The organism is Candidatus Tremblayella phenacoccinincola, assembly GCF_009805595.3.
GTDB classification, from domain to species: Bacteria; Pseudomonadota; Gammaproteobacteria; order Burkholderiales; family Burkholderiaceae; genus Tremblaya; species Tremblaya phenacola_D.
In genome coordinates this window covers 19,189-46,176 of record NZ_VMQO03000001.1, presented here as the reverse complement: position 1 = coordinate 46,176, position 26,988 = coordinate 19,189, and the positions used below count along the sequence as shown (strand labels likewise).

The 26,988-nt window shown below is 34.6% G+C and carries 19 protein-coding genes and 4 tRNA genes; 9 read left to right on the top strand and 14 right to left on the bottom strand.

All coding sequences use genetic code 11. The features are described 5' to 3' along the window. Nucleotides 1-39 precede the first annotated feature (39 nt). From carA to FKM95_RS00195, 3 genes are read left to right on the top strand one after another with little or no spacing between them, the layout of a single operon-like run. Nucleotides 40-1,146, top strand: a complete 1,107-nt coding sequence (carA, locus tag FKM95_RS00205; RefSeq protein ID WP_159128784.1) for a glutamine-hydrolyzing carbamoyl-phosphate synthase small subunit — start codon at nucleotides 40-42, stop codon at nucleotides 1,144-1,146. 3 nt (nucleotides 1,147-1,149) lie between these two features. Further along, nucleotides 1,150-4,323, top strand: a complete 3,174-nt coding sequence (carB, locus tag FKM95_RS00200) for a carbamoyl-phosphate synthase large subunit (protein WP_159128785.1) — start codon at nucleotides 1,150-1,152, stop codon at nucleotides 4,321-4,323. Next, a complete protein-coding gene (locus FKM95_RS00195; RefSeq protein WP_159128786.1) occupies nucleotides 4,320-4,952 on the top strand; it encodes an SAM-dependent methyltransferase in 633 nt (210 codons plus the stop codon). Before carB ends, FKM95_RS00195 begins: the two co-directional genes overlap by 4 nt. A 287-nt stretch (nucleotides 4,953-5,239) precedes the next feature. Here FKM95_RS00195 and FKM95_RS00190 read toward each other — a convergent pair. After that, nucleotides 5,240-5,314, bottom strand: a tRNA-Met gene (locus tag FKM95_RS00190). A 28-nt stretch (nucleotides 5,315-5,342) separates the two neighbouring features. Further along, nucleotides 5,343-5,425, bottom strand: a tRNA-Leu gene (locus FKM95_RS00185). A gap of 180 nt (nucleotides 5,426-5,605) precedes the next feature. On the opposite strand from FKM95_RS00185, the gene leuS reads away from it, so the two are divergent. Then, nucleotides 5,606-8,116 (top strand): leucine--tRNA ligase, encoded by a 2,511-nt coding sequence (gene leuS / locus FKM95_RS00180; RefSeq protein ID WP_159128769.1) that lies wholly within the window; start codon nucleotides 5,606-5,608, stop codon nucleotides 8,114-8,116. A 78-nt stretch (nucleotides 8,117-8,194) separates the two neighbouring features. Further along, the gene (gene lepB / locus FKM95_RS00175; RefSeq protein ID WP_159128770.1) at nucleotides 8,195-8,749 is read left to right on the top strand and encodes a signal peptidase I; all 555 of its coding nucleotides are present in this window, start codon (nucleotides 8,195-8,197) and stop codon (nucleotides 8,747-8,749) included. Between the two features lie 67 nt (nucleotides 8,750-8,816). Here the strand turns inward: lepB and smpB are convergent, their stop codons facing one another. The 3 genes from smpB to cysS form a co-directional block, all read right to left on the bottom strand. Then, the gene (gene smpB / locus FKM95_RS00170) at nucleotides 8,817-9,257 is read right to left on the bottom strand and encodes an SsrA-binding protein SmpB (protein ID WP_159128771.1); all 441 of its coding nucleotides are present in this window, start codon (nucleotides 9,255-9,257) and stop codon (nucleotides 8,817-8,819) included. A 37-nt stretch (nucleotides 9,258-9,294) separates the two neighbouring features. Beyond that, nucleotides 9,295-9,368 (bottom strand) — tRNA-Arg (locus FKM95_RS00165). A 25-nt stretch (nucleotides 9,369-9,393) separates the two neighbouring features. After that, complete coding sequence (cysS, locus tag FKM95_RS00160; RefSeq protein ID WP_159128772.1) at nucleotides 9,394-10,803, bottom strand: cysteine--tRNA ligase; 1,410 nt, start codon at nucleotides 10,801-10,803, stop codon at nucleotides 9,394-9,396. Nucleotides 10,804-11,105: 302 nt separating this feature from the next. Between cysS and FKM95_RS00155 the strand changes: the two genes are divergently transcribed. After that, complete coding sequence (locus FKM95_RS00155) at nucleotides 11,106-11,456, top strand: RsfS/YbeB/iojap family protein (protein ID WP_159128773.1); 351 nt, start codon at nucleotides 11,106-11,108, stop codon at nucleotides 11,454-11,456. Here FKM95_RS00155 and dnaE read toward each other — a convergent pair. From dnaE to leuC, 5 genes are all read right to left on the bottom strand, one after another. Then, nucleotides 11,440-15,006: a DNA polymerase III subunit alpha gene (gene dnaE, locus FKM95_RS00150; RefSeq protein ID WP_159128774.1), complete on the bottom strand. Its 3,567-nt coding sequence runs from the start codon at nucleotides 15,004-15,006 to the stop codon at nucleotides 11,440-11,442. The two genes, FKM95_RS00155 and dnaE, sit on opposite strands and share 17 nt — an antisense overlap. A 144-nt stretch (nucleotides 15,007-15,150) precedes the next feature. Continuing rightward, nucleotides 15,151-16,230 carry an aspartate-semialdehyde dehydrogenase gene (locus tag FKM95_RS00145; protein ID WP_159128775.1) on the bottom strand — a complete coding sequence of 360 codons (1,080 nt, stop codon included), beginning with the start codon at nucleotides 16,228-16,230 and terminating at the stop codon, nucleotides 15,151-15,153. 9 nt (nucleotides 16,231-16,239) lie between these two features. Then, nucleotides 16,240-17,319, bottom strand: coding sequence for a 3-isopropylmalate dehydrogenase (gene leuB, locus FKM95_RS00140; RefSeq protein ID WP_226338815.1), 1,080 nt, complete (start codon nucleotides 17,317-17,319; stop codon nucleotides 16,240-16,242). 72 nt (nucleotides 17,320-17,391) lie between these two features. Continuing rightward, nucleotides 17,392-17,979 carry a 3-isopropylmalate dehydratase small subunit gene (gene leuD, locus FKM95_RS00135; protein ID WP_159128776.1) on the bottom strand — a complete coding sequence of 196 codons (588 nt, stop codon included), beginning with the start codon at nucleotides 17,977-17,979 and terminating at the stop codon, nucleotides 17,392-17,394. Continuing rightward, nucleotides 17,980-19,365, bottom strand: a complete 1,386-nt coding sequence (leuC, locus tag FKM95_RS00130) for a 3-isopropylmalate dehydratase large subunit (RefSeq protein WP_159128777.1) — start codon at nucleotides 19,363-19,365, stop codon at nucleotides 17,980-17,982. 496 nt (nucleotides 19,366-19,861) lie between these two features. Here leuC and FKM95_RS00125 point away from each other — a divergent pair, with 496 nt between their 5' ends. Beyond that, nucleotides 19,862-20,308: a type II 3-dehydroquinate dehydratase gene (locus FKM95_RS00125; RefSeq protein WP_159128815.1), complete on the top strand. Its 447-nt coding sequence runs from the start codon at nucleotides 19,862-19,864 to the stop codon at nucleotides 20,306-20,308. 10 nt (nucleotides 20,309-20,318) lie between these two features. On the opposite strand, the gene FKM95_RS00120 is transcribed toward FKM95_RS00125, so the two are convergent. After that, nucleotides 20,319-20,392: transfer RNA gene (locus FKM95_RS00120), tRNA-Thr, on the bottom strand. Between the two features lie 58 nt (nucleotides 20,393-20,450). On the opposite strand from FKM95_RS00120, the gene trxB reads away from it, so the two are divergent. Together trxB and infA are read left to right on the top strand one after the other, a co-directional pair. Continuing rightward, nucleotides 20,451-21,392, top strand: coding sequence for a thioredoxin-disulfide reductase (trxB, locus tag FKM95_RS00115; protein WP_159128816.1), 942 nt, complete (start codon nucleotides 20,451-20,453; stop codon nucleotides 21,390-21,392). Nucleotides 21,393-21,419: 27 nt separating this feature from the next. Further along, nucleotides 21,420-21,629, top strand: coding sequence for a translation initiation factor IF-1 (gene infA / locus FKM95_RS00110; RefSeq protein ID WP_159128817.1), 210 nt, complete (start codon nucleotides 21,420-21,422; stop codon nucleotides 21,627-21,629). A gap of 2 nt (nucleotides 21,630-21,631) precedes the next feature. On the opposite strand, the gene lpdA is transcribed toward infA, so the two are convergent. From lpdA to aceE, 3 genes are read right to left on the bottom strand one after another with little or no spacing between them, the layout of a single operon-like run. After that, nucleotides 21,632-23,050 (bottom strand): dihydrolipoyl dehydrogenase, encoded by a 1,419-nt coding sequence (lpdA, locus tag FKM95_RS00105; protein ID WP_159128818.1) that lies wholly within the window; start codon nucleotides 23,048-23,050, stop codon nucleotides 21,632-21,634. 21 nt (nucleotides 23,051-23,071) lie between these two features. Continuing rightward, the gene (locus FKM95_RS00100) at nucleotides 23,072-24,268 is read right to left on the bottom strand and encodes a 2-oxo acid dehydrogenase subunit E2 (protein ID WP_159128819.1); all 1,197 of its coding nucleotides are present in this window, start codon (nucleotides 24,266-24,268) and stop codon (nucleotides 23,072-23,074) included. Between the two features lie 4 nt (nucleotides 24,269-24,272). Next, the gene (aceE, locus tag FKM95_RS00095) at nucleotides 24,273-26,969 is read right to left on the bottom strand and encodes a pyruvate dehydrogenase (acetyl-transferring), homodimeric type (RefSeq protein ID WP_226338814.1); all 2,697 of its coding nucleotides are present in this window, start codon (nucleotides 26,967-26,969) and stop codon (nucleotides 24,273-24,275) included. Nucleotides 26,970-26,988: the final 19 nt, after the last annotated feature.

Below are 26,988 nucleotides of genomic sequence, written 5' to 3'. Positions count from 1 at the left end.
TATCTTTTATCTTTTTATTAACAGAAACCCTATAACTAAATGAGGTTCGTATTGGATGCAGTCTTGGGATTAGAGGATGGTGCAGTATTGCAAGGTAGATCAGTTGGAGCAAAAGGCATCATCACTGGTGAACTAATATTTAATACTTCTATAACTGGCTACCAAGAAATTATTACCGATCCAAGTTACCTTGGACAACTAATTGTATTCACCTTCCCGCACATTGGAAACTCAGGTATAAATAATACTGATGTTGAGTCTCAAAGAGCTTACGCTTCAGGAATCATTGTACGTTCGTTTTCTGCTTTTCAATCTGGTGTCAGAATAATGAGCTCCTTATACAAAAAGCTTAGGAAAACAGGAATGGTAGCTTTGTCTGGAGTCAACACAAGGTTGTTAACTCAACTCTTAAGAACTCGAGGTGTTATCAAAGGATGCGCTATAACCAGTAGGAACGCTAATCAGATAGCTGTTGATGTTGCTAGAGTTTCAATAGACATATCTACGAGAGACTTAGCGAAAGAAACATTCAATGGTAATTCTGTTGTTTGGCATTCCAAAAGAAACTGCTTAGAACATAAACATAAAGTCATAGTTTTAAACTTCGGGTTAAAGTTCAGCATTTTGCGATGTCTTATGGATAGAAGCTGTATAGTTTATGTTGTATCTGCTTACGTCAACTGTAAGGACATTTTGAACCTAGCTGTGGATGGAATAGTTTTATCTAATGGACCTGGTAGTCCTAGCATAAACCCAGATATAATCTCAAACGTTAAAAAGCTAATACATTCTAGGATTCCTATGTTAGGTATCTGTTTCGGGCACCAAGTTACTTCTCTTTCCTTGGGTGCAAAAACTAAACGCTTGAGGTTTGGACATCATGGCACCAACCATCCGGTTAAAGATCTAAACAGCGGGGCTGTAGTAACCACAGCTCAGAACCATAGCTTTACCATTGAACCAGCCTCTCTAAACGATGCTTTCAGGATATCACATATATCTTTATTCGATGAATCAGTCCAAGGGTTGGAGACCTATACGTATTTAACGTTAAGCTTTCAAGGACATCCAGAAGCATGTGCAGGTCCCAAAGATATAGAATATCTGTTTGATGCCTTCATAACCGTAGTCAACAGTGTGGAATAATAGATGCCTAAGAGAACAGATATCAATAGTATTGTTGTGCTAGGTGCAGGTCCGATTACTATAGGACAAGCGTGTGAGTTTGATTATTCAGGAACCCAAGCATGCCAAGCATTGTTCGAAGAAGGTTTAAGAGTCTCACTGATAAATAGCAACCCTGCGACAATAATGACAGATCCCAACCTAGCACACTCTACCTACATAGAACCAATGAATGTTAAAACGATAGCTGAGATACTACGTAAAGAAAAGCCAGACGCAATCTTGGCAACAATGGGAGGACAAACAGCTTTAAATTGTTTACGAGAGCTTAACAATACTTCTGTTCTTAAAGACTTGGACATAGAGTGTATCGGGGTAACTCCTGACTCCATCGAACGTACAGAGAATAGACAGCTGTTTAAGAATCTTGTTAAAAGCTTAGGACTCAACTCTGCGTTATCAGGACTAGCTCATACTGTGGACGAAGCACTTAGGGTAAGAGCTGATATCGAAAGTAAAACTAGCAAGACACATCCAATCATTGTTAGACCATCGTTTACTTTAGGGGGAGCTGGAGGTGGTGTTGCATATGACAAAAGAGAGTTTGTAGCCATATGCAAAGCTGGGTTTAGGATGTCTCCTGTTAGTGAAGTATTAATAGAAGAGTCGCTTCTTGGTTGGAAAGAATATGAGCTGGAAATAGTGAAGGACTATAATAATAACTGTATGGTGGTGTGTACTATTGAAAATATTGATCCTATGGGAATACATACTGGAGATTCAATGACAGTGGCACCCGCTCAGACTCTCACAGATAAGGAATATCAATCGATGAGGAAGGCAGCATTTGCAATAGTAAACCAAGCAGGAATCCAGTCTGGAAGTTGTAACGTGCAGTTTGCGCTTTGTCCCCAAAGTGAGCGGATGGTAGTGGTAGAAATGAACCCAAGAGTCTCAAGGTCTTCAGCGTTGGCCTCAAAAGCAACTGGGTTTCCGATTGCAAGGATATCTACCAAACTGGCGGTAGGTTATTCTTTAGAAGAACTTAAGAACAGATCCACCAGCGGTTGTATTCCAGCGGCTTTCGAACCAACAGTGGACTATATAGTTACTAAGTTACCAAGGTTTACGTTTGAAAAGTTTCCAGGGGTAGAGCCAGTTCTCAATACCCAAATGCAGTCAGTCGGAGAAGTAATGGCAATTGGTCGAAGCTTTCCAGAGTCTTTCCAGAAGTCATTAAGAAGTTTAGATTATGATGTCCATGTGTTGGAACTACAAGTGAACATTGAGAAAATACTAACCTTCCTTTCATTTCCTGGTCCAAAAAGGCTATTATACATTATGAAAGCTTTTAGAGTTGGTTTAGGAATTAACCTAATATATGAAAGAACCTGTATTGACAAATGGTTCCTGTTTTACTTTAAGCACTTCTCAACCGTTGAAGTAAGACTGCTGGGTCAAAGATGTAATTCTGTTTCTAGGAGAGAATGGCGAACAATTAAACAGCTTGGTCTTTCTGACCATTTGGTTTCTAAGCTTTGGAATGTTAGTGAAGATATCGTAGTCTATATGAGAAGAGCCTTAAATGTGTTCCCCTCTTATAAACGCATTGACACTTGCGCTGCTGAGTTTCCAGTTAAAACAGCTTATCTGTATTCAACATATGAAGGAGTCTGTGAGTCAAACCCAGGAGTTAATAATAAGGTGGCAGTAATAGGAAGTGGTCCAAATAGAATCGGTCAGGGTTTAGAGTTTGATTATTGTTGCGTTCATTCTGTTATCGCACTAAAGAACCGAGGTTTTGAGTCTATAATGATTAACTGCAACCCTGAGACTGTTTCAACTGACTATGATATTCCAAACAAGCTTTATTTTGAACCGTTAACTATTGAAGACGTAGAAGAAGTTTCTATTAAAGAAAAGCCCTGTCTAGTCATAATCCAGTTCGGAGGTCAAACACCTTTAAGAATTGCAAAGTCCTTAAACAAAAGATCCATAAGACTTTTAGGTTCTTCAGCGAAAGCTATAGAGCTAACAGAAAACAGAGAACAATTCAAGATAGCAATCAGCAGAACATCACTCAAACAACCGAAGAGTTTTATAGCTAACTCAAAGGAAGAGTCCATAGCAAAAGTTAGAGAGCTTGGGTATCCTGTGATAGTAAGACCTTCGTATGTTCTAGGTGGTAGTAACATGAAGATATTGCATGATGAAGCCGATTTACGTTGGTGTGTTAATCATGCTAACAGCTTAGAGTTTCCAAAGGTTCTTATAGAACGGTTTCTAACTGAAGCTGTAGAGTGTGACATTGACTGTGTATGCGATGGTGTTAATATTATTATACCTGGCATTATGGAGCATGTTGAACAGGCAGGTGTACATTCTGGAGACTCAGCTAATTCCTTGCCTCCACGTTCAATTAGTCCAAACACCATTATGAATCTTAAAGAACAGACACAGAAGCTAGCAAAAGTGTTCAAAATAGTTGGTCTGATGAATATCCAGTTTGCAATACAGAGTTTAGGAACCAATGATGAAAGGATATTTGTTCTTGAGGTTAATCCTAGAGCTGCCAGAACAATACCATACGTTTCTAAATCTATTGGGTTACCTCTAGTGAACCTTGCTACAAGAGTAATGGTTAAAGGAACCTTAGGTTTCGAAACTAATATTATCGTTAAAACAACCAGATGCACCATTAAAGAATCTGTGCTTCCGTTCGCCAAGTTCCCTCATATTGATCCAATGTTAGGTCCAGAAATGAGATCAACCGGAGAAGTGATGGGAGTAGGAAGAACATTTGGGGAAGCCTGGCTTAAGTCTCAAGCTTCATGTGGGTTTGATATATCAGAATCTAAAGGAGTTTTATTCAACACGGACAACAAAGAAAAGCTGCGTATATCTCAGATCGCACGGCTACTTTCGAACTTAGGTTTTAAGCTATTCGGAACAAAGCATACATCAAAAGCTATTAGGAGCAAAGGTTTAAATATAAAAGAATCCGAGTCTATAGAAGAAGGAGTAACAGTGGTTATTTCAACATCCAAACGTAACGCTTCTCTCAGGCTCATTGCTAAAACAACAGGAGTTCCTTATTATTCTACTATTAGAGGTGGGCTAGCATTTGTGGAAGGTTGTTTGTCTGTTAATAGATTAAGGACTTGTAAACTTCAAACAGTAGCAGGAATTAGTATATGAGCAAGGACTTCAAGACGTACAGCTGGTTCAAGCGTTACACTAAGGAATTATCTATTAGAAAAACAAGAACTCAAGACTATAGAACAAACTCTGTGGTTGCTCTGAAGAATATAAATGACAAATATAGGCTTATTGAGAAAAGTACCACAATATTAGACTTAGGTGCTTCACCTGGAGGTTGGAGTCAGTATGTATTGGAGGTTAAAAAAAGGACTAGCAGTGGAACGTACAAGGTTGTTGCTATTGATAAGCTACAAATGGAAAGCATAAGCGGTGTATATTTTATTAACGGAGACTACACAGACTGCAACTTCCAAACCAGACTTGAGGTTGAAATGGGGATGGGGTTAACCATTAAGTCCTCTAAGTTCAATCTTATTCTTGCAGACGTTTGTTCTAGTGCTAGTGTTCCAAGAGCTAGATGTGTTGACAAAGCAGGGCTTGAGAGTTTATTAGCTTTTACTTCTAGGTTTCTGAGTAAGAAAGGGAAGCTACTGTATAGGTTCTTTCCTCAATATCGAGAAGCTATTAGTGAGTTGTTTAAGTACTATTTTAAGTTCTTAATATTTGAAAGATCCGAGACGTCAAGGGTTGGTTCATCAGAGATGTTTGTGGTTTGTAGTAGCTAGAATCTATTATAGCTGCTGTAGCTATTGGAACTATAGTTAGCGGTATGAAAGGAGAGGAATGTTTGGATGTGTTGAGGGGGAAGCCTGGGGGGAGAAAGGAGAGGAGAAAGGTGGATAAGAATAAGGAAAGGGAAAGGAGAGAAGAGGAGAAGGTTAGTTAGAAGTAGAAGTATATATAAGAGAGGGGAGAGAGAAGCTCTTTAATAGCTATAGCTGTTAACTCTCTCCTCTCCTACCTTCTCCTAATAAACCAAGAGCTCCTAGCTAGGAAGGGAAGTTAGCTGTAGTTGCGGAGGTTGGAGTTGAACCAACGACCTTCGGGTTATGAGCCCGATGAGCTACCAAAACTGCTCCACTCCGCTTTAGATGTGTATTATGTTTATTATATAATACCGAGGACGGGGCTTGAACCCGTATGCTTATAAAGCATTACCACCTCAAAGTAACGCGACTACCTATTCCGCCACCTCGGTATATGCTAGAAGTACTTCTCCCTCTAGAGTCTCTAACAACAGTTCCTTAGTACAATAAAGAATGTATCTATAAACCTATACAGCTAGTCCTTTAGCTACAACATAAACCATTGGTTGTTTCAATAGTAGCTTCGTGGTTTAGCCTAGATGCATAAAACCCTAAACAAACGTTAATAAGCTATGGATGTCCTATATTACCATAAAGAAATAGAAGCTAATGTTCAAGAATATTGGGGGAAAAGCCAGATATTCAAAGCTACTGAGTCTATTGAAAAAGAAAAGCATTATTGTTTATCTATGTTGCCTTATCCTTCTGGTAAGCTTCATATGGGTCATATACGAAACTATACAATAGGAGACACTATAGCTAGATACCAACGTATGCAAGGAATATCTGTTTTGAATCCGATTGGATGGGACGCTTTTGGTTTACCTGCGGAAAGTGCGGCAGTTAATAATAAAAGTATCCCTTCTGAATGGACATATAATAATATAAAGTATATGAGAAAGCAGCTAAAGCCTATGGGTTTTAGCTTTGACTGGTCTCGAGAACTTATCACATGCAAACCAGAGTTTTATATATGGGAGCAATGGCTATATGTATTTCTATATAATAAGGAGTTAGCATATAAAAGCAAAACAGTTGTTAATTGGTGTCCTACTGATAAAACTGTATTAGCAAATGAACAGGCTGTTAATGGTTGCTGTTGGAGGTGTAATAACTCTATAGCTTTTAAAAGGCTTTCGCAATGGTTTATTAAAATAACTTCATATGCAGATGACCTATTAAAAGAACTAGCCTATTTAACCTATTGGCCAATAAACATAAAAGATATGCAAAGAAGCTGGATAGGTAAATCTAAAGGCATAGGTATAGTATTTAATATAGAAGCTAAAGATAATAGTTTAAATATATATGCTATAAACCCAGAACTCTTGTTAAAAGCTACATATATATATATATCAGTTTACCATTGCTTATCTTTATTAGCTCTTAAAAAGAACGTAAAAGAGGTAAAAGGGTTTATTACAGGCTGTTTAAAAACTAAGCTAGGGGAACCCCATAGTTATCAAGAAGAACTAAATACAGATCTTTATGCTATAAACCCATTAACAAATATAAAGCTATCAGTTTGGGTAGTTAAGCATATAATAAAAGACTATGGAACAGGTATTAGTATAGGTATTCCTTCTATATATATAGAAGATTTTAGCTTTGCTATAAACCATAGACTGCCAACTGAAATATGTATTGAAAACAAATCAACATATGGTAACCCTCAAAAGCCTGAAGCTATAATGAATAAGTTAATTAAAACTAATAAATGTAACCAAAAGATAAACTATAGCTTAAAAGACTGGTGTATTTCTAGACAGCGTATTTGGGGAGTTCCTATGCCAATGCTATTAAAACCTAAAAAGGTAGTTCCTGTAGCAGCTAAAGAATTACCTATATTATTGGATGAAAGCCTATTAGTAAATAGCTATATGTTAGTAACTAATATAAAAAAGAATGTAAAATGGTATAAAGTAATATATAAAGGAAAAGATGTTTATCGTGAACCTGATACCTTTGATACCTTTTTAGAGTCTTCGTGGTATTACATTCGTTATGTTTGCCCAGACTTTAGAAAAAGCATGATAGATATAAAAGCAACAAACTATTGGTTACCTGTTGATCAATATATAGGTGGAATAGAGCATGCAATTATGCATTTATTATATTTTAGGCTTTATTATAAACTATTAAGAGATGCTGGGTTAGTTGGGTTTAGCTATAAAGAGCCAGTAAGAAAACTCTTTTGTCAAGGGATGGTTTTAGCGGAAGCTTTTTACTATGTTGATAAAAGCATTAAATGGGTTTCTCCACTAAACGTAGTTACTAGATATAATAATAAAGACAAGCTAACTAAGCTTTTTGATTTAGATGGTAATGAGGTCAAACATGCAGGTATTCATAAGATGTCAAAGTCTAAAAATAATGGTACATGTCCAGGAAAAGTATTAGAAATATATGGCGCTGATGCTTTACGATTATTTATTATGTTTGCTGCTCCTGCTAACATAGATATTATTTGGAAGCAGTCAGGAATAGAAGGTTCATATCGGTTTTTAAATAAAGTATGGAAGATTGTATATGAGCATGTAGAACTAAGATATGTTTTGCCTTTTGATGTTAATTCTCTAAACAAAGAACAGTTGTTATTATACAAGGAGGTTAATAAGTCTATTATTAATATAGTTAAAGATATAAAAGAGCGTCATTCATTTAATACTTCGATAGCCTCTATTATGAAAATAGTTAGTAAGTTAGTTAAAATGCCTAAAATAAAAGAGTTGGATTATTCTTTATCCAAAGAGCTGTTAAACCTAACTATAAAAGTAATTAGTCCTTTTGTTCCTCATATTTGTTCCATATTATGGAAGGAGCTAAACAACAGAAAAGCTATAGAAGAGCTATATTGGTTTAATCTAAACAAAACAACCATAGAGCCTATATGCTTATCAATAATAGTACAAATAAATAATAAAGTAAGAGGTTCTATTGAGGTTCCTATGAATATAGGAGAAGCTCTAATAAAAGATAAACTATACCTATATGAAAAGGCATTAAGGTATTTTAAAACTAAAAAAGCATATAAAATAATATATATTCCTAATAAGATAATAAACATATTAGCTTTAAAATAGCTGTTAAGACAAAGAGCTGTTAAACCTAACTAAACAGATAATCATATTCTATTTGGGGTTGTATCTAAGAGGAAGTATATGAATAATAAGCTTAACATAATAAGGTCTATGATAGTTATTATATTATTATATTCAGTAAATGCATTTATATTTGAACTATGCTGTATTAACTCAAAGTCAATGGTTCCAACATTATTCTCTGGAGGTTTAGCTGTAGTTAAAAAGCTTTCTTATGGTTTTATTAAGAAGCGAGGAACTATAGTTGTAGTAAAATATCCTTTTAAAGCTTCTAGCTATATCAAAAGGATATTAGGGTTACCTGGTGATAAAGTAATATATAATAAGCATATTAAAAAGATATTCATAAACTATAAAGGAATAATAAATAGTTATATACAAAAGCTTAAAGACCAAAAGAGTTATATCTATAGTAGTTTAAGCATTCATAATAGATTAAACATTCATATTAAAAAAGACATATGTAATAATATATACGTTTGGTGTTTACCAAGTCTTAACTATTTTGTAATAGGTGATTATTTAATTAGAAGCTATGATAGTCGTTTTTGGGGTGCTTTTCCAGGGAAGTTACTTATAGGAAAAGCTATAGCTATATGGGAGGACTTCTTTTAATATAGGCGGACAATTCTATATAACACATGTCTCTTCAGATTCCTCCCAATAACTGAATATGAAAAGGTTAGTATGCATTAGACAAACAGCTATTCTTTTTTAAATCATTTCTTTTATCGTAGTCTTTTTTACCTTTAACTAAAACTATACTAGCTTTACACCAAGAGCCTTTCCAATATAAAGATTCAACTACTATAGAATAACCCTTATGTTTATATACTGAGCCATATAAAAGAACAATCTCTTTTTTATTTAAAAGCAGCTTACGGTTTCTTAATGGTTCATAGTTTATGCCTGAACATGATATAAAATATAAAGGCTGAAAGCTAGCACCAAATATGTATGCTTCACTTTCCTTGATATAAACATAGCTATTGTTAATGCTTATCTTTTTAAACCTAAGAGCCTTAACTTCCCACCCTTGTAATGAAATACCGGCTTCAAGTCTTTTCTCAACATAATATTGAAAGGGTATCTTATTATTATTTATTATAGTGGTTATATACATAAGGTGTTTAGTGGTTATATGGTTTAATATAAGAAAGCACGCCCTACTGGGCTCGAACCAGTGATCTACGGCTTAGAAGGCCGTTGTTCTGTCCAACTGAACTAAGGGCGCACTTATTGGCTTTTATTAAGCTAACCTATTTAAACCTCCATATTGTTTTTTCTTTTTCATCTTCAAGAGCTATGTTTCTATCATATAGCTTATTTCTTATATTATCCGCCAAAAGCCATTGTTTATTACATCTAGCTAGCTTACGTTTCTTAATTAGTTTTTCTATTTCAATTATCTTAACCTTTGCTTTATTTAATATCTTTTCTTGAACATGTTCCTCAAAGACATGCTCAATAGACTCGGAGCTTAATAAACCTAAGATATTACCTAAACCCCGTAATTTAGCTGCTAGTTTATTCGCTAATATTAAGTTCCTATGTTTAAAATAGTTTATCCTTTTAGCAATAGAATATAATATTGAAAAAGCTTTTGGAGTATTAAAGTCATCATTCATAGCATTAAAAAACCTAGAAAGCATATCTTCTTTAAGTTCTTTAAGTTCTGCTTTTATTCTAAAGTTAGTACCTCTAAGTGCAGTATATAAACGCTTTAGAGAAATAAATGATTCTTTTATCTTTTTAATACTAAAATCTAATGGGTTTCTATAATGGCTAGCTAGGTATAAAACCCTTAGAGTTTCGACATCATAGTATTTAAGGACTTCTCGAAGCTTAATTGAGTTATTTAATGCTTTCGACATCTTTTCATTATTTAATACTAATATGCCAGTATGCATCCATATTCTAACACAAGAACCATCAAAAGCGCTAGTAGCTTGGGCTAGTTCATTCTCATGGTGGGGAAAAACTAAGTCTAAACCTCCACCATGGATTTCAATGTTAGCTCCTAAATATTTATGACTAATAGCTGAACATTCTATATGCCAACCAGGCCGTCCAAAACCCCAAGGTGAAACCCAACTTGGTTCTCCAGGTTTAGGCTTTTTCCACAAAACAAAGTCATTATAGCTGCGCTTATTATTAAGGTTTTTAAGCTTATTTACATTAAGATATTTAATTGGCTGTCGAGATAATAAACCGTAGCTGTTAGTAGTTTTAACTGAATATATCACTTCTCCATTGGTATTGAGATAAGCATATTTCTTTTTAATTAACATAAAAGCATAGTCAATGATATGTTTTATGGTTTTAGTAGCACAAGGCTCATGGTTAGGTTGCAAAGCATTAACTATCTTAAAGTCCTTATACATTTCCGTTATCATACTTTTACTTAAGTTCTTACTTTGTACTCCAGTTTTAAATGCTTTAGATATAACTTTATCATCAATATCAGTAATATTCCGAATATAATTAACCTTATAACCACAAAGACGTAAATATCTAATAATAATATCAAAAGCTACAAACGTACGTCCATGCCCTAAATGACATAGATCATATGTTGTAACTCCGCATATATATATATTTACTAAGTTAGGTTTAGTAGTTCTAAAAAGCTCTTTAGAATTAGTTAATGTGTTATATATGAACAGCATAGCATTTCAGCAGCAACATCATCATATCATAAACCAATAGCCATAAGTTAACCTCCATAACTTCTTATACAACTATATAGCTGTTCCACAGAACCAAACTACCAACTAAATAACTAATATTATCTATATATCTTGTTGAGAACCAGCTGTCTTTATATTATTAAACGAGCGTTATGTGATTGCTGTTATGATTACTTACTAAACCTGTTTCTCTATATCTGTTTTAAGCTAAGTCAAAACAATAAACAACTAGCGATGTAGACTGTTTGTATTGGGTTTAGAATACAGAACCTGAGGTGAGAATGTGTGATGTAGAGCTTATATTAAAAATCGTATACACAACATACAAACTAAAAACTGTAAACACCAAAATATACTCGGACTTTAAGTTGAATCATGTTTATACCATAGTGACTGAAGGTACATCGAGTGTTCACATTAGAGGCGTTGCTAAGGAAATACATGGGTTATTCAAAGGTTTGTATGGTTCTTCAGCATTCGTAACACAAAGTAGTAAGCAGTGGCATGTAGTAAATTGTAGTTCTTTTATAGTTCATATTATGAAGGTTGATGTAAGGAGCTTTTATTCTTTGGACTCTTTATTCAACAGCGAATTGAATTTAAAGACTCAGGCTTTTAGTAGATATATTTGACTTTTAGGTTTCCATTATCAAGAGCTTTCCTAAGTTCTTTTAATGTAGCTTCGTTTGGTATCGCTAACTTATGGTCTAAGATTACAAAAGACTTAGACTTGTGGTTTATCTGTACGTATATAGGTTTGTCTGAGTTGTTTGTGGGTTTTTTAAAGAAGCTAGAAGCTTTTGTGATGTTTGATTCGAAGTTACAAACAAGAGTTACAAGCCTACATTGTTTAATACATTCGGACGTTAAACTATATGTTCTGTCAGCTGTTATGGTTAATCTATCGTAGTCTTTTGGAGCGAGAATGAGTCCAGTTGCTATTATAAGTTTGTCTAGTTTAACATCGGACGGTAATGTTGAGCTGTTGAGATAAATGCTACATTGGTCTTCGTCGTCTTCTAAAAGAATAACAGCTACGATTTTGTTGTTAATTAGCTTATGGAAATAGCTGGTAACTACGCCACATAAGAGGGCTTGGTTTCCTATAGAGCTAGTTCTATAGAATCTTATGCTATTTGGAACAAGTCTTCTAATTTCACTTTTAAATACCTTAAATGGATGTCCAGACTGATAAAAACCTAATGCTTTCTTTTCTTCATATAATAGTCTTCTTTCACTCCAAATTGGACTTATCTTTCTCATTGCTCTGTTTAGGTTAATCTCAAAGGAATCGCTGTTTGGGTTTAAGTCGCTGATATCTACGGATGTCTTTATTCTTTCTGAATACCTTATAATCGCTGATAACATTCTTATTAAAACACATCTTCTTATTGAACAACAAGAACTATCGAAGGCGCCAGATCTTATTAAAGACTCAATGGTTTTCTTGCTTATGTTTCTTCGGTTAGTTCTAAAACAGAAGTCAAGTAAGCCTGAAAAAGCCTTGGTTTCTCTAATCTTTATGATCTCTTGAACAGCGTATTTACCGGCGTCTTTGACCGCACCCAGTCCGTACAATATAGCTTTAGGTTTATATTTAGGTTTAGAGCTTGGTTTGAACATAGTCTTTATGGATTCAAGCTCAACTGGCCTAAACTGATAAAAAGACTTGTTAACATCTGGTTTCAGGAGTTCTATGTTTCTATTTGAAGAGTCTTTATACAATTTGATAGTCCTGTTAACTTCGTGCATTGATAAGCTTAAGTTTGAAGCTAGAAACTCAGCTGGATAGTGAGCTTTTAACCAGACTGACTGAAAGACTAATATAGCGTAAGCTGTTGCGTGAGACTTGTTAAAACCGTAGCAAGCAAACTTCTCCATTAGTTCGAATATTGCTTTAGATTCATCGTTGGTTAATCCAATGCACCTGGCACCTTTTTGAAAGATCAGCCTGTGGTGTTCCATTGCGAGTGTTTGCTTTTTACTTATTGCTCTTCTGAGTAAATCAGCTTTTGCAAGTGAGTATCTACCGATAACTCTAGCGATTTGCATGACCTGTTCCTGATATATTATTATTCCATATGTTTCTTTTAATATAGGTTCCAGACGGTTGTTTATGTATTGTGAGCTTTCCAACCCATGTTTTCTTTTGCAGTAACTGAACATTAAATGCATAGGGCCTGGCCTGAACAAAGCTATTAGAGCTATAATATCCTCAAAGCAATCTGGTTTAGCTGTTCTTAGAATCCTTTTCATTCCTGAGCTTTCAAATTGGAATATGGCTATGGTATCTGACTTTTGCAAGAGCTTAAATGAATCCATATCTTCCATACATATGCCCTCCAATGTCCAAGCCTTCAGCTTATGGAGAGCTTTAATATGTCTTGCTGTGTTATTGAGAACAGTTAAAGTTGTAAGTCCAAGAAAGTCGAACTTTACTAACCCCACTGACTCTGCATCATCTTTATCGAATTGGCTTACTAATATATTGGCTTCGCCCTCTTGTGAATACAAAGGACAGAACATCGAAATCTTTACTGGTGATATTAACACTCCTCCGGCATGAACTGCCACGTTTCTAGCTAAGCCATCCATCCTAACTGCTAAATTAATCAAGCGTCTAACGCTACTACCTACCATAGGCCGTGTATATTCTTCGGGCTTTTCAGGATTCAATACGATGGTTTCAAGCTTTAGTGTGTTGTAGTTAAGCTTTTGTTGCTGTTCAGTAGTTTGGGGAATGAGTTTTGCAATGTTGTCTGTTATGACATGCTGTAAACCTAATGTTCTTCCTATGTCTCGAATTGCAGCTCTTGCCGCAAATGTTCCGAACGTTGTGATCTGTGATACCAGGTTACTTCCATACAGACCCATTACATAGTTTATGACCCTGTCCCTACCCACTTGACAGAAGTCTATATCGAGATCTGGCATTGCTATACGACCTGGGTTTAAGAACCTTTCGAACAGCAGTCCGTACTGAATTGGGTTAACATCGGTAATATTTAAAATGAATGCTATTAGAGAACCTGAACCAGACCCTCTACCTGGACCCACTGGAACTCCATTTCTCTTAGCCCAACATACAAAGTCTGAAACTATCAGGAAATAGCCTAAGAAATCCATTCTAAGTATTACTTCGAACTCAAATACTATTCTGTTAAAGTATTGAACGAAAGAAGCACTTTTAATTCTTATTCGTTTCTTTTGGATCTTGTTTTTTAAACCATTAACTACTGAAACTACGAAAAGCTTTTTAATTGAAATACCCTTAGGCTTTGGGAAAGTAGGAAGCTTAATATCTCCTAACCTCAGGGTTAAGTTACATCTTTTAGCTATAAGTACAGTGTTTTCTAAAGCTGAAGGGATATCTTTAAATAGGCTGCACATCTCTCTTTTGGATTTGAAATACTGTTCATATGTGTATTTCTTGGCTCTTTGTTTATTAAAAAGAGTCTTATTCTCAGAAATACAAGCCCTGACTTCATGCATTTGAAAGTCTGTTGATTTGAGAAACTGAATTGGATGTGTTGCTACGATTGGTGTTCTAGAATTCACAGCTATTTCTATTGCACCATCTATATAACGCTCCTCGCTTTGTTGGCCGCTACGTTGAATCTCAACATAAAAACTACCAGAGAAGTCTTCTAACCATTCATTCAACAGGTTTCTCGCAGCATGCATTTCTCCGTCCATTATGGCCTGTCCTATGTTTCCTTGTGTTGCTCCTGATAAAACTATGAGACCTCTTGTTAGCTCTCCTTTCAGGTATTCTCTTTCTATAGCTATTGAACTGGAAGATCTTTGAGTTATGTTATATGCATCGAGAACTGAATAGCTGTTGATATTATGATTTGTCCAAGCCATAGTAACTATTTTACAAAGATTACGATACCCTTGTACGTTAGTGGCTAGCAAAATGATATTGCTTTTGTTCCTACTTTCAGAACTACCATGTTTAATTGATAGGTTACATCCGACTATTGGTTTAATGCCTTGAATTCTTGATAGCTTATAAAACTTTATTGCTCCAAACATATTATTGAGATCAGTTAAAGCTAAAGCCCCTTGTCTGTTTGCCTTTGCGCATTCTAACGCTTCATTTAGCCTGATAGTGCCATCTAATATTGAGAACTCTGAATGCATCCTTAAATGTACATACCTTTGTGCGTTTCTATACATAATAGTTATGCTCTTGTTAAGAAGATGTACGATAACCTCAGGTGGATAGGTTCCTCAGTCAATTACTTTACCTACTGAGACTTCTAACAGAACCCACCACACCCATCTGCATTGTAGACTGAAAGAACGAGGTCCAACATATGATTAGTTCGTGGTTGGACAAAAGAGTTTAAGTGTTCGCTTTATAGGTTCTGTAGCCCCCCATAACAGCTGATCACCTACTGTAAACATTGATAGGAGTCCACTATTGAATGCCATTTTCTTTAGCCTACCAATAGCAATCACCAAAGACCCAGAGATAACTTCAGGAGTTAATAGTAACCTTGAGTATGGTTTTCTATTTGGCAATAACTTAACCCATCTGCTGGTCGATTGAATTATATCAGCAACACAGCCAAAACACATTTTTCTTTCAACCTTAATTAGAAAGCTTTGTGAATGGCATCTTAACACTCCAACTCTTACACACACTCCACCAACGTGAATCTTCATTGGTAAGTCTAATATCCTGTTAGCTTCAATAAGACCCTTTTGCTCTTCCTTTGACGTTCCTAACTTATTCGTTTCTTCATCTATCCAAGACACAATTGAACCAGCAACAGTTTCACTTGCGTTTGGGTCGCTTATTCTAAACTGAATACTTGAGCTTATCACATTCCTAAACCTAACTCTACTCAATACTGCCATCTGTAACAGCAAGCTCTTAACGTAGTTGGCGCCAGCACCTGAAACAGATTGAAAAGTTGTAACGAACATCCATTTCATCTTGCTTCTCCTGATTAAACTATGTAACGCCATTAGCATTAAACTAACGGTGCAGTTTCCACCAACGAAACTCTTTTTGCTGGCTTCTATGGATCTTTTGATGTTACTAGAGTTTACGGGGTCCAACACTACACACACATTAAGCAACCTTCTAAGAGAAGACGCTGCGTCAATCCAATAGCCAACCCAATTCAGGTTTCTTAGCTTAGCAAGTGTGATATCAGTGTAGCCACTGCCTTGCATTGTAACAATAATTTTGCATTTTAATAGAGCTTTAACGTCGTTAGCTTTCTTTACGTAGTAGCTTCCTTTTAAGATCTTAATCAACCTTTTGTATGAGCTACTAAGAAATATGAACTTAGTGTTTTCGTTGTTAATGTTAGCAGCAAGCTGTTTGATAAATACCGAACCTACCAAGCCTCTCCAACCTACAATTCCAATACAGGTTCTTCCTGGCATTCTTAGATATTAAAAAGCAGTTCTAATTAATGAAGCGATCAGCTCTCCCATTTCAGACGTACTAACATATCTTTTACCGTTGGAGATATCTGCTGTTTTATAGTTCTTTCTTAGAATGTTATCTACTGCATTATCAATCATAGTTGACTGTTTGTTTAGATGGAACGAATATCTTAACAGCATCGATAACGAAAGAATAGCAGCTATTGGGTTAGCCAAGTTCCTGTGTGTTAAGTTTGGAGCTGATCCATGAACTGGTTCATACATGCCTTTCCCATTAAAACCCAAGGATGCAGAAGGCAGCATTCCTAAAGAACCAGAGACTATTGAAAGTTGGTCAGAAAGAATGTCTCCAAAAAGATTACCAGAAAGAACTACATCGAATTCTTTTGGGTTCGATAATATTTCTATTACTGCACTATCAACGTAATTGTTCCATAGTCTAACATCATTATAACACTTGGATACTTCTAAAACCATGTTCCTCCATACTTTGGAAGCTTCGAGTACATTTGCTTTGTCCACTGATAGTACTTTCTTTTTACGAGACCTAGCGGTTTTAAAAGCAACGTGCGCTATACTTCTAACTTCTGAATCAGAATACTTCATTGTATCAAAACCTTCTAGCGATACTGCATTGTTCTGAGTGTATAGCTTTCTTACGTTTTTTGGCTTACCAAAGTAAACTCCACTGGTTAGCTCTCTCAGAATCAATATGTCAGTGCCCTGCACATTAGAGACATTAGAGACATTAGAGCCGTTGGTGTTAATGGAATCGTAGTGCTTGATTGGTCTGAGGTTTATGGAGGATCTCATTAACTTTCTTAGTTTTAAAAGTGCTGTTTCAGGACCAGGGTAGTATGTAATGTCAGAAGTCCTGTTAGCTCCTACTGCACCAAGCAAAACTGCATCGCTTGTCTTAACCAGACTTATTGTTGATTCAGGCAAAAAACTACCAGTGGCTTCAAAAGCTGTTCTGCCAATAAGAGATTCCTTAATGGTTATTTGGTGTATGCTCAGTGCGTTCAGTACCTTGATTGATTCCTTAATAACTTCAGGACCTATTCCATCACCTGGGTAGAACAGCAATATTCATATATACGGCTCATATGCTTTCGTTATAATAATAATAATATATAACCATAATTAAGAAGTTCGGGTTCACTCATTGCTTCTATCAAAGCTTATGATATCCTTGATGTGTTTAAGGATTAATTCAGTTTCTGACAAGCCTCTCAATAATGCTAAGCGATAAAAGGAAGGAACACAAAACGGCCAGGCTTTATATGAGTTCGAGGTTATCTTTCTGTCCATTAAGTTCACCGTAATCTGAAACCTAGGAGCATTTGCTAAGAGCTGAGCTATATATGCTACATCGGTTTCTTTTAGAGTTAGAGGTAATATCCCATTCTTAATAGCATTAACGTAGAATATGTCAGCAAAGCTAATCCCAATGAGAATGTTTAAACCATATTGCTTAATAGACCAAGGCGCATGCTCTCTTGAACTACCACAGCCAAAGTTTTTCCTAACTAGCAGGACAGAGACTTTGTTGCTTGTCCTTAGCATTAATGGAAAGGGCTCACTATTGGATTGGTTTGAAGGGCATCTCCATTCGCTGAATAGATAGCATCCGAGTTTGCATTTGGACGTTACTTTTAAGAACTGCTTTGGAAGAATGATGTCAGTGTTTATGTTATCTTTTTCGATACTGATAATAACCCCTCTGTGTATTATCACTTTCTCCATTTAAACCACTCTTCTAGTATCTTGGAACTTACCACTAATAGCTGCCAATGCCGCCATCATTGGATTGACTAAGTGTGTTCTGCTAAGCTTCCCCTGTCTTCCTTCAAAGTTTCTGTTAGAAGTAGAAGCACATCTTTCCTCTGGGAATAGCCTGTCTGAATTCATTGCGATACACATAGAACAGCCAGGATTACGCCATTCGAACCCAGCGTTCTTGAATATCTTATCAAGACCCTCTGCTACTGCTTGTTTTTTTACAGAGCCAGAACCTGGAACAACAATTGCTTTCCTAATTCTTTTATCAACGGTTTTGTTCAGCTTTCTAACAATACTTGCTGCGCTTCTTAAATCTTCTATTCGACTATTAGTACAGGAACCAATGAAAACGTAGTCTAGGTTTATTGTGTTAATAGGCCTACCTGGTTCTAAAAGCATGTAGCTAAGGGCAGTTTCCATAGTTTTTCTTTTGTCAGGATTGGATTCATATGCAGGGTCTGGAACTCTATCTTCGACTGAAGAAACCATTTCAGGAGATGTTCCCCAAGTTACTTGAGGAGCTATTGAGTTTACGTTAATTGAGATGCATTTATTAAACACTGTACTAAGGTCTGTTCTTAGGTTCTTCCAGGGGTTAGAACTTAAAGTATGAACGTATAGCGTTCGGTTGTTTAGATAATTAAGAAGCATGTTGTCAACTGATAACAAACTAACCTTTGCACCAGCTTCTATGGACATATTACACAATGTTGAACGACAATTTACTGCCGTCCTTTGGGATGTGTCTCCTTTGAACTCTATAGAATAACTTGAACCTCCAGAAACTCCTATTGTTTTAGTTAAAGCTAATGCTACATCTTTAGCTGCACATCCAGCTTGCAGTTTACCTGCTATGCTAACTTCCATAGATCGGTTCTTCCTTTGAAGAAGCGTTTGTGACGTCAAGGTATTTCCAACTTCAGAAGTACCTATGCCTTGCGCCAGAGAAGCAAAAGAGCCGTGTGTTGAAGTATGAGAATCTCCACATACAATACTTGAGCCTGGAGTTGTTATTCCTAATTCTGGTCCTGCAACATGGACTATGCCTTGTTTTTCATCATGGCCTGATAGAAAGCTTATGCTATGGTTCTTACAGTTTGTTCTTAGTAGCTCTATTTGAGAACCGAAGTTAGTGTTTTTGTTTCTTTCTGGATTGGTTGTAATATTGTGGTCTGGAATGGCTAGAGTGGTTTTAGGGCTATGGACATATTGGTTAACAGCTTCAAATGCCTGTGGAGATGTTACTTCGTGAATAAAGTGAATATCTACATATAACAAGGACACACCGCTGTTCTGTATTTTAATGACATGCGTATTCCAAAGCTTATCGTACAAGGTTGCTGAGGTCATTTAGGGTTAGATGGTAGGTATTGTGGAGGTAGGGTGGGGAGTGTTTAGGTCTTCTCAGGAGGGTGGTTGAGACTAAAGGAAAGGAAGGAAGGGGGGGGGAGGGGGTTAGTTAGTGTTTAAGGAGAAGGAGGAAGTGTTAATAATATGAACTAGAAAGGGGGAAAGACCTACTGGTTGTCCGGTTAATCAATAAGCTGTTGAAGGATTAAAACCAGAGTATGAGACAGATGCGGTAGGTATATATGGGGGAAGGAGAGGATAGCTCTTTGAATCTGTGTTATGATGTGTTGGTCTTAACTGGGGGGAAAGCTTATGTCTAACCTAAACCATATACTAAAGTATTAGCAGAACCAAGAACCAACTACTAACTTAACTGTATTTACGGTTCTTCTCCCTTGCATATACGTCTATTAGCTAGGTTCTATATAGCTTCTATAGTTTCTAATCCTATAACAGCTTCTACATCTTCTAACAGCTTCTGCTAAAGGCCTCTACCATGATAAAGACTACCCGTATCTTATTCCTTAATGGCGTAAATCTTAATATGTTAGGTATTCGAGAGACTGATAAATATGGCTATATAACTATATCGTCTATTATAGCAGATATTACTGAACTATACTTACCAGCTGGTATAGAAATAGAATACTTTCAAACTAACTCAGAATATCTGTTAACTGACTATGTGCATCAAACCTATAGATATATTGATTATATGGTTATTAACCCTGCAGGCCACACACATACCAGCATAGCTATTAGAGACTCTTTATTAGCAGTAAATATGTCTTTTATTGAACTTCATATATCTAATATAGCTGCTAGAGAAGCCTTTCGACACAGATCCTATTTCTCTGATATTGCTACAGACGTTCTAGTTGGGTTTGGTTTTAAAGCTTATTATTTGGTTATAAAAACAATATATAGATCTTTCATAATATAGTTAGAATCTATGCCGATAATAGGAGTTGAACCTATGATCTTCGCATTACGAAAGCGTTGCTCTAACCTACTAAGCTATATCGGCTACCTATGTTATTATTCTTTAACTTAGTTCTTTTAATAAATATCTACTACAAAAGCATATGAACTACTATAAGCTAATTATATTAGGAACAGGTCCTGCCGGATATACAGCTGCAATATACGCAGCTAGATCTAATATAAAACCAATACTAATAACTGGAAATTCGATAGGTGGTCAGTTAATTAATACAAATAATATTGAAAACTGGCCTGGAGAAGCTGAAGGTTTAACTGGCCAGCTTTTAATGGAACGTATGTATTCTCACGTAGTTAAACTTAAAGTAAAGCTTATATTTGATAGTATTATCAAGACTAACTTACTTGAAAAGCCTTTCTATTTATTAGGTAATGAAAAATACTATTGTGATTCATTAATCATCGCTACTGGCTCTTCACCTAAATATTTAGGATTAGAATCAGAAGGGTTTTATAAAGGAAAAGGAGTTTCAACCTGCGCTATTTGTGATGGATATTTTTACCATAACAAAAACGTAGGGGTAATAGGTGGGGGAAACTCCGCCTTAGAAGAAGTTCTATTTTTATCAGATATAGCCAATAAAACACACCTAATCCATCGTCGTAACTATTTTAAAGCGGAAGCTATAACAATAAAAAAGCTAATGTTTAAGGTTTTAAATAAAGCTATTGTTTTACATTTGAATCATATCGTTGAAGAAATATTAGGTAATAAAACATATGTTACTAACATAAAACTAAAAAGCATTATCAATAATAATATTAAAAAGATATCTGTTGATGGTCTTTTCATCGCAATAGGCAATGTTCCTAATACTAGTGTTTTTAAGGAACAGCTATTATTAAATAAAGGCTATATTAAAACAAGAACTGGGTTTAATAGTTCAACAGCTACTTCTATTCCTGGTGTATATGCGGCAGGAGATGCTGTTGATAGTTACTATCGACAAGCAATAACTTCAGCTGGAAGTGGGTGTATGGCTGCTTTAGATACTAAAGCTTTTTTTAATAGCATATGTGGTTAAAACCCCCCCAACTAAAAGGATTAGTTAATGATAAAAGCTATAACTATTGAGCTACAAGGTACTATCCTAGAAATATTACCTAATGCTAGCTTTCTTGTAGAGTTAGTAAATGGTCATGTTGTTATGGTTCATAGTTTACGTAAACCCTATATACGTTTTTTAACAGGAGATAAAGTAATTGTTGAAGTCACTCCTTATGTTTTAAATAGAGGTAGGTTTCTATTTCGTATTCGTTAATGTTATTTAGCTTTGAAGTTTAATAAGTCTGTTACAGTGCCTGTATATATTTGAGATGCTATATTTATCGATTCATATAATGTAGGATGGGCATGAATACTTAATGTTATATCTTCAGCATCACAACTCATTTCTATTGCTAAAGTTAGTTCTCCTATTAACTCTCCAGCATCTGAACCAATTATTAGACCACCTATTATCTTATTTGTTTTTATATCAAAGATTAATTTTGTTATTCCATATTTAGAATTGGATATTATTGCTTTACTAGAAGCTAACCATGGAAATATAGAAGCTTCATAGTTTATATTATCTTCTATAGCTTTTCGTTCTGTATATCCTACTAATGCTATTTCAGGTTGAGTGTATATAATAATTGGAATAGCTTTTGGTTCAAAATAGTAGCTTTTCCCAGCTATAACTTCAGCAACAATATGTGATTCATTAGCCGCTTTATGAGCTAACATAGGCTTTCCTATGACATCACCTATAGCATAAATATTCGATATGTTAGTACGCATTTGTTTATTGACGCATATATAGCCTTTGATAGTTTTAACATTAGTCTTTTCTAAACTAAGTAAACTGATATTTGGTAGACGTCCAATTGCAATCACTATTATATCATAGCTTTTTAGGACAGTATAGAGTTCTTTATTATATAGCTTTGTATATACTTTATTTCTTCTGCTTTTTATTGATATTACTTTTGTATTTAATATAATATTAGCTTTTGGTTTGGTTTCTTGAATAAAGACATTAACTATATCTTTATCAACTTCTGGTAATAATTGGTTAAAGGCTTCTATGATATTTACTACTGAACCTAAATAGCTATATATTGTTGCTAGCTCTAAGTTTATAACTCCGCCTCCTATAGCTAAAGATGTTTTTGGTATTAGCTTTAGTTTTAAAGCATCAGATGAAGTCCATATGTTTTTATAGACTATTGGTTTAATAATTGGTAACAATATAGGTTTTGAACCAGTTGCTATAATTATGGATTCAAAGTTAACTGCTGTTATGCTTTTATTGTTATTAATTTGGATAGTATTTCTGTTAATAAAAAAGCTATATCCGTTAATAACTTTGACATTACGGACTTTAGCTAGCTTATATAAAGAGCTGTTAACTTTGATAATAATATTGTTTTTCCAGCTTCGTATCTTATTGATATTTATTTCTTCATTGTTGTATAATAAACCATATCTTTTTATAGCTTTTATTTCGCTAATAACTTTTACTAAATGTAATAAGGTTTTAGATGGAACGCATCCAACATTCAAACATACGCCTCCAATATTATTATATTGTTCTATTAAGATGGTATTTAGATTTAAGTCAGCACACCTAAAAGCAGCTGAATAACCCCCAGGGCCTGAACCAATAACTATAACATTTGTTTTAAACTTAAAGTTCATTATTTTATTAGTTATTGTAGTTTAAGCTAGTAAATAACGAATATCTGATATTATATAATTAAGCATTCTTATAAAACTAGCACCTTCAGCACCATTAATTATTCTATGGTCATAAGATAAAGATATTGGTATTATTAGCCTAGCTATAAACTTATTACCGTTCCATATTGGTTTTATATAGGTCTTAGATACACCAAGAATTGCTACTTCTGGATAGTTAACTATAGGAGTAAAATAACTACCGCCTATGTTTCCTAAGTTAGAAATAGTAAAGCTTCCCCCTTGAAAGTCCTCATTCCTGAGCTTTCCTAGCTTAGCCTTATTAGAAACTTCTAGTAAGTCATATGATAACTCTATTATATCTTTCTTATCAACATTTCGGATAACTGGCACTAATAATTCTTTACCTGTATTAACAGCTATTCCTATATTAACATATTCTTTATATATTATCTTATCATTATCTTCAGCTATAGAACTATTAAATAATGGCATTTCTTTTAGAACCTTAGAAACAACCTTAATTAGAAAAGATAACAAAGTAACTTTATGTTTTATGGTCTTATTATTGAGCTTTATATTTTGCTTAATACGGAACCTTTCTAGATCTGTTACATCAGCTTCATCAAACTGTGTAACGTGTGGAATAGTTAACCAGCTTTTATGGAGAGCTTTTCCTAATAGCTTTTGGGTTCTTTTTATAGTTATTTCTTTTATATTACCAAACATATTAGAACTTAGTTTGTTAGTTAGGGTTTCGTTAGCTTGTTTTAGTTTAGATTTAATATAGCATTGTATATCAGATTCTAATACACGTCCTTTATTTCCTGACCCCTTAATAGAAGCTAACTTAATATCGAACTTATTTGCTAAGCGCTTTAGTTTTGGTGTTGAATATGTATTCAATAACTCAGAACCTGTATAGCTATTATCTGTTGTTACTTTTGAGTTATTTGAGTTGGTTCTTTTTGGGGAACTTAATGGGTTTATTTCTTTAAGAGTCATTATTAAAGAACCGGTTTTTATCTTATCACCAATAGTTACTTTTATGGCCTCTACGGTTCCATTAGTAGGGGAAGGAACTTCAATAGATGTTTTATCTCCTTCGGCTATTAATAATGGTTGTTTATGTTTTATAATATCTCCTTCCTTAATAAGAACTTCAATAACTTCCATTTCTTTATTCCCAATATCCGGTACATTGATTTTAATAGTCATTATATTATAAAATACGTGGATTAAGTTTATTACAATTAATATTAAGGTTTAGAATAGCATCAATTATTAAGTTATTAGAAATAGCATTACATTTTGTTAATACATACAATACAGCAATAACTATATATTTAGTGTCATTTTCGAAGTAACTACGTAAGCAACTGCGGTTATCAGAAAGACCAAACCCATCTGTACCTAAAACATAATATTGTTTACTAGGGATATATCTTCTTATTTGCTCTGCATACATCCTCATATAATCTGTTGCAGCTACAGACGGGTATTTATTAAGTAAGCTAGAAACATATGGAATAGTTGGTTTTTCTTTAGGATGTAGCATATTCCAACGTTCACAGTCTTGGCCATCCCTTGCTAATTCAGTAAAAGAAGTTACGCTGTAGATATCCGAACTAATATCATATTCTTTTGAGAGAACCTTAGCAGCGTTATACACATTACACAGAATAGAACCTGAACCCAATAGTTGAGCCCTACCTCTGATTCCCATAGTAGAACCTAGCTTATATATTCCTTTACATATTCCAGCTTTTATGCCTTTCTTTATATTAAACATAGAATAGGTTTCATTATAGATAGTAATATAAAGATATGCATTATCTTGCTTTTCTCCATATAAACGATATATTCCATTATGTATGATAGCTAGTATTTCATAGACGTAGGTTGGGTCATACGAAATGCAGTTTGGTATTGTTAATGACTGGATATGGCTATGCCCGTCTGCATGCTGGAGCCCTTCACCACTAAGCGATGTTTTTCCAGCCACACCTCCTATTAAAAAGCCTCTTGCTTGTTGATCGCCTGCTGCCCATAGTAAGTCCCCAACTCTTTGAAACCCAAACATTGAATAATAAATATAAAAAGGAACCATAGCTAAGTTATTGTTACTGTATGCTGTTGAAGCGGATAACCATGAACTAGAAGCACCTAATTCGTTAATGCCTTCTTGTAATACCTGTCCCTTTTTATATTCACGATAGCAAAAAAGAGACAAATAGTCTTGTGGAATGTATTTTTGTCCATCTATATTATATATGCCTATCTTTTTAAATAAGCTTTCTATACCAAAAGTCCTAGCTTCATCAGCTATAATAATAACTAACCTAGCTTTAATATAGCTTAGATCAACTAACTTATTTAGTAGCTTTATAAGTCCTAAAGTTATAGAAGTTCTTATGGGTTTTATTATAGCTTTTGATATATCGAATATGAAAAGGTTTATCTTTTCTGTAAACCTTTTTAGTCTTTTCGGTATATAACCATGTAATAGCTGACGTCTCTTATGAATATACAGATATTCTTTTGAATGCCTATAAAACCTTAAGTATGGTAAGAAGCCTATATAACTATCTTTTATTATATTAGTTAAGTAGAACCTGTTTATAAAATATGTTAAGTCTTTTTTAGACATAGCTTTTACTTGATGTGCTATGTTTTTACTTTCAGCTAAGGTTCCCATTCCATAGCCTTTTATTGTATGAAATAAGATAACCACTGGTTTATTACTAACAGCAACTGCTTTTTTGAAAGCTGCGTATATCTTTTTAGGATCATGACCGCCATTATTTAGATCCCATAGTTCATTATCACTTAAACTTTTTACTAGGTTTTTTGTTTCATTATATTTACCAAAAAGATACTTCCTAATATAAAACCCAGTCTTTGTTTTTAAGGTTTGATAGTCACCGTCTATAGTTTCAGTTAATAGCTTTATTAGTTTATTACTAGTGTCTTTTAATAAAAGCCGGTCCCATTTAGAACCCCAAATAGCTTTTATGACTTTCCAACTAGAACCATTAAATAGGTTTTCTAATTCAAAGATAATCTTATTATTTCCTAATACCGGTCCATCTAGCCTTTGAAGATTACAGTTAATTATGAATATAAGGTTATTTAGTTTTTCTCGAGAAGCTATCGAAATTGCTCCTTTAGATTCTGGTTCATCCAGTTCTCCATCCCCTAAAAAAGCATATACCTTTATAGCTTTAGTATCTTTAAGATCTCTATTTTCTAAGTATTTTAGGAATCTAGCTTGATATATAGCATTAACTGAAGTAAGACCCATAGAAACAGTAGGGAACTGCCAAAAGCTAGGCATTAGTTTTGGATGTGGATATGATGAAATACCTTTTCTTTTTACTTCTTGACGAAAGCTATTTAATTGGGGTTCAGTTAGTCTTTCTTCTATATATGTTCTTGCGTATATGCCAGGAGAACTATGGCCTTGAAAGTATATTAAGTCTTTGGGTTTATAGTTATTATCTGATTGAAAAAAGTGGTTAAAGCATACTTCATATATTAAAGCTAAAGACTGAAAAGAGGAGATGTGGCCGCCTAGTTCTGTATTCTTTCTTGAAGCCCTTAATATTATTATTATTGCATTCCATCTAATAAAAGAGCATACATAGAATTCTAGTTTTAGGTTACCAGGGTATGTTGGTTCAGTTATAGAAGGAACAGTATTTATGTATAGAAGTTGGGTTCTTCTGAATAGGTTTCTTTTTGTTTTTAGTAGCTTATTATGTACTTTAGCGGCTAGGTATTTAGAACGCAATAAGCCTTTTGTCTTTATTACTGAACATATAGAAAGTAACCAACCTTTTGTTTCTATTGGATCTGTATCTTTTGAGGCTATATAGCTATGGTTTAAGGACATATTAGCTTTAGGTTTATTTAGCATATAATATAATAACTATTAA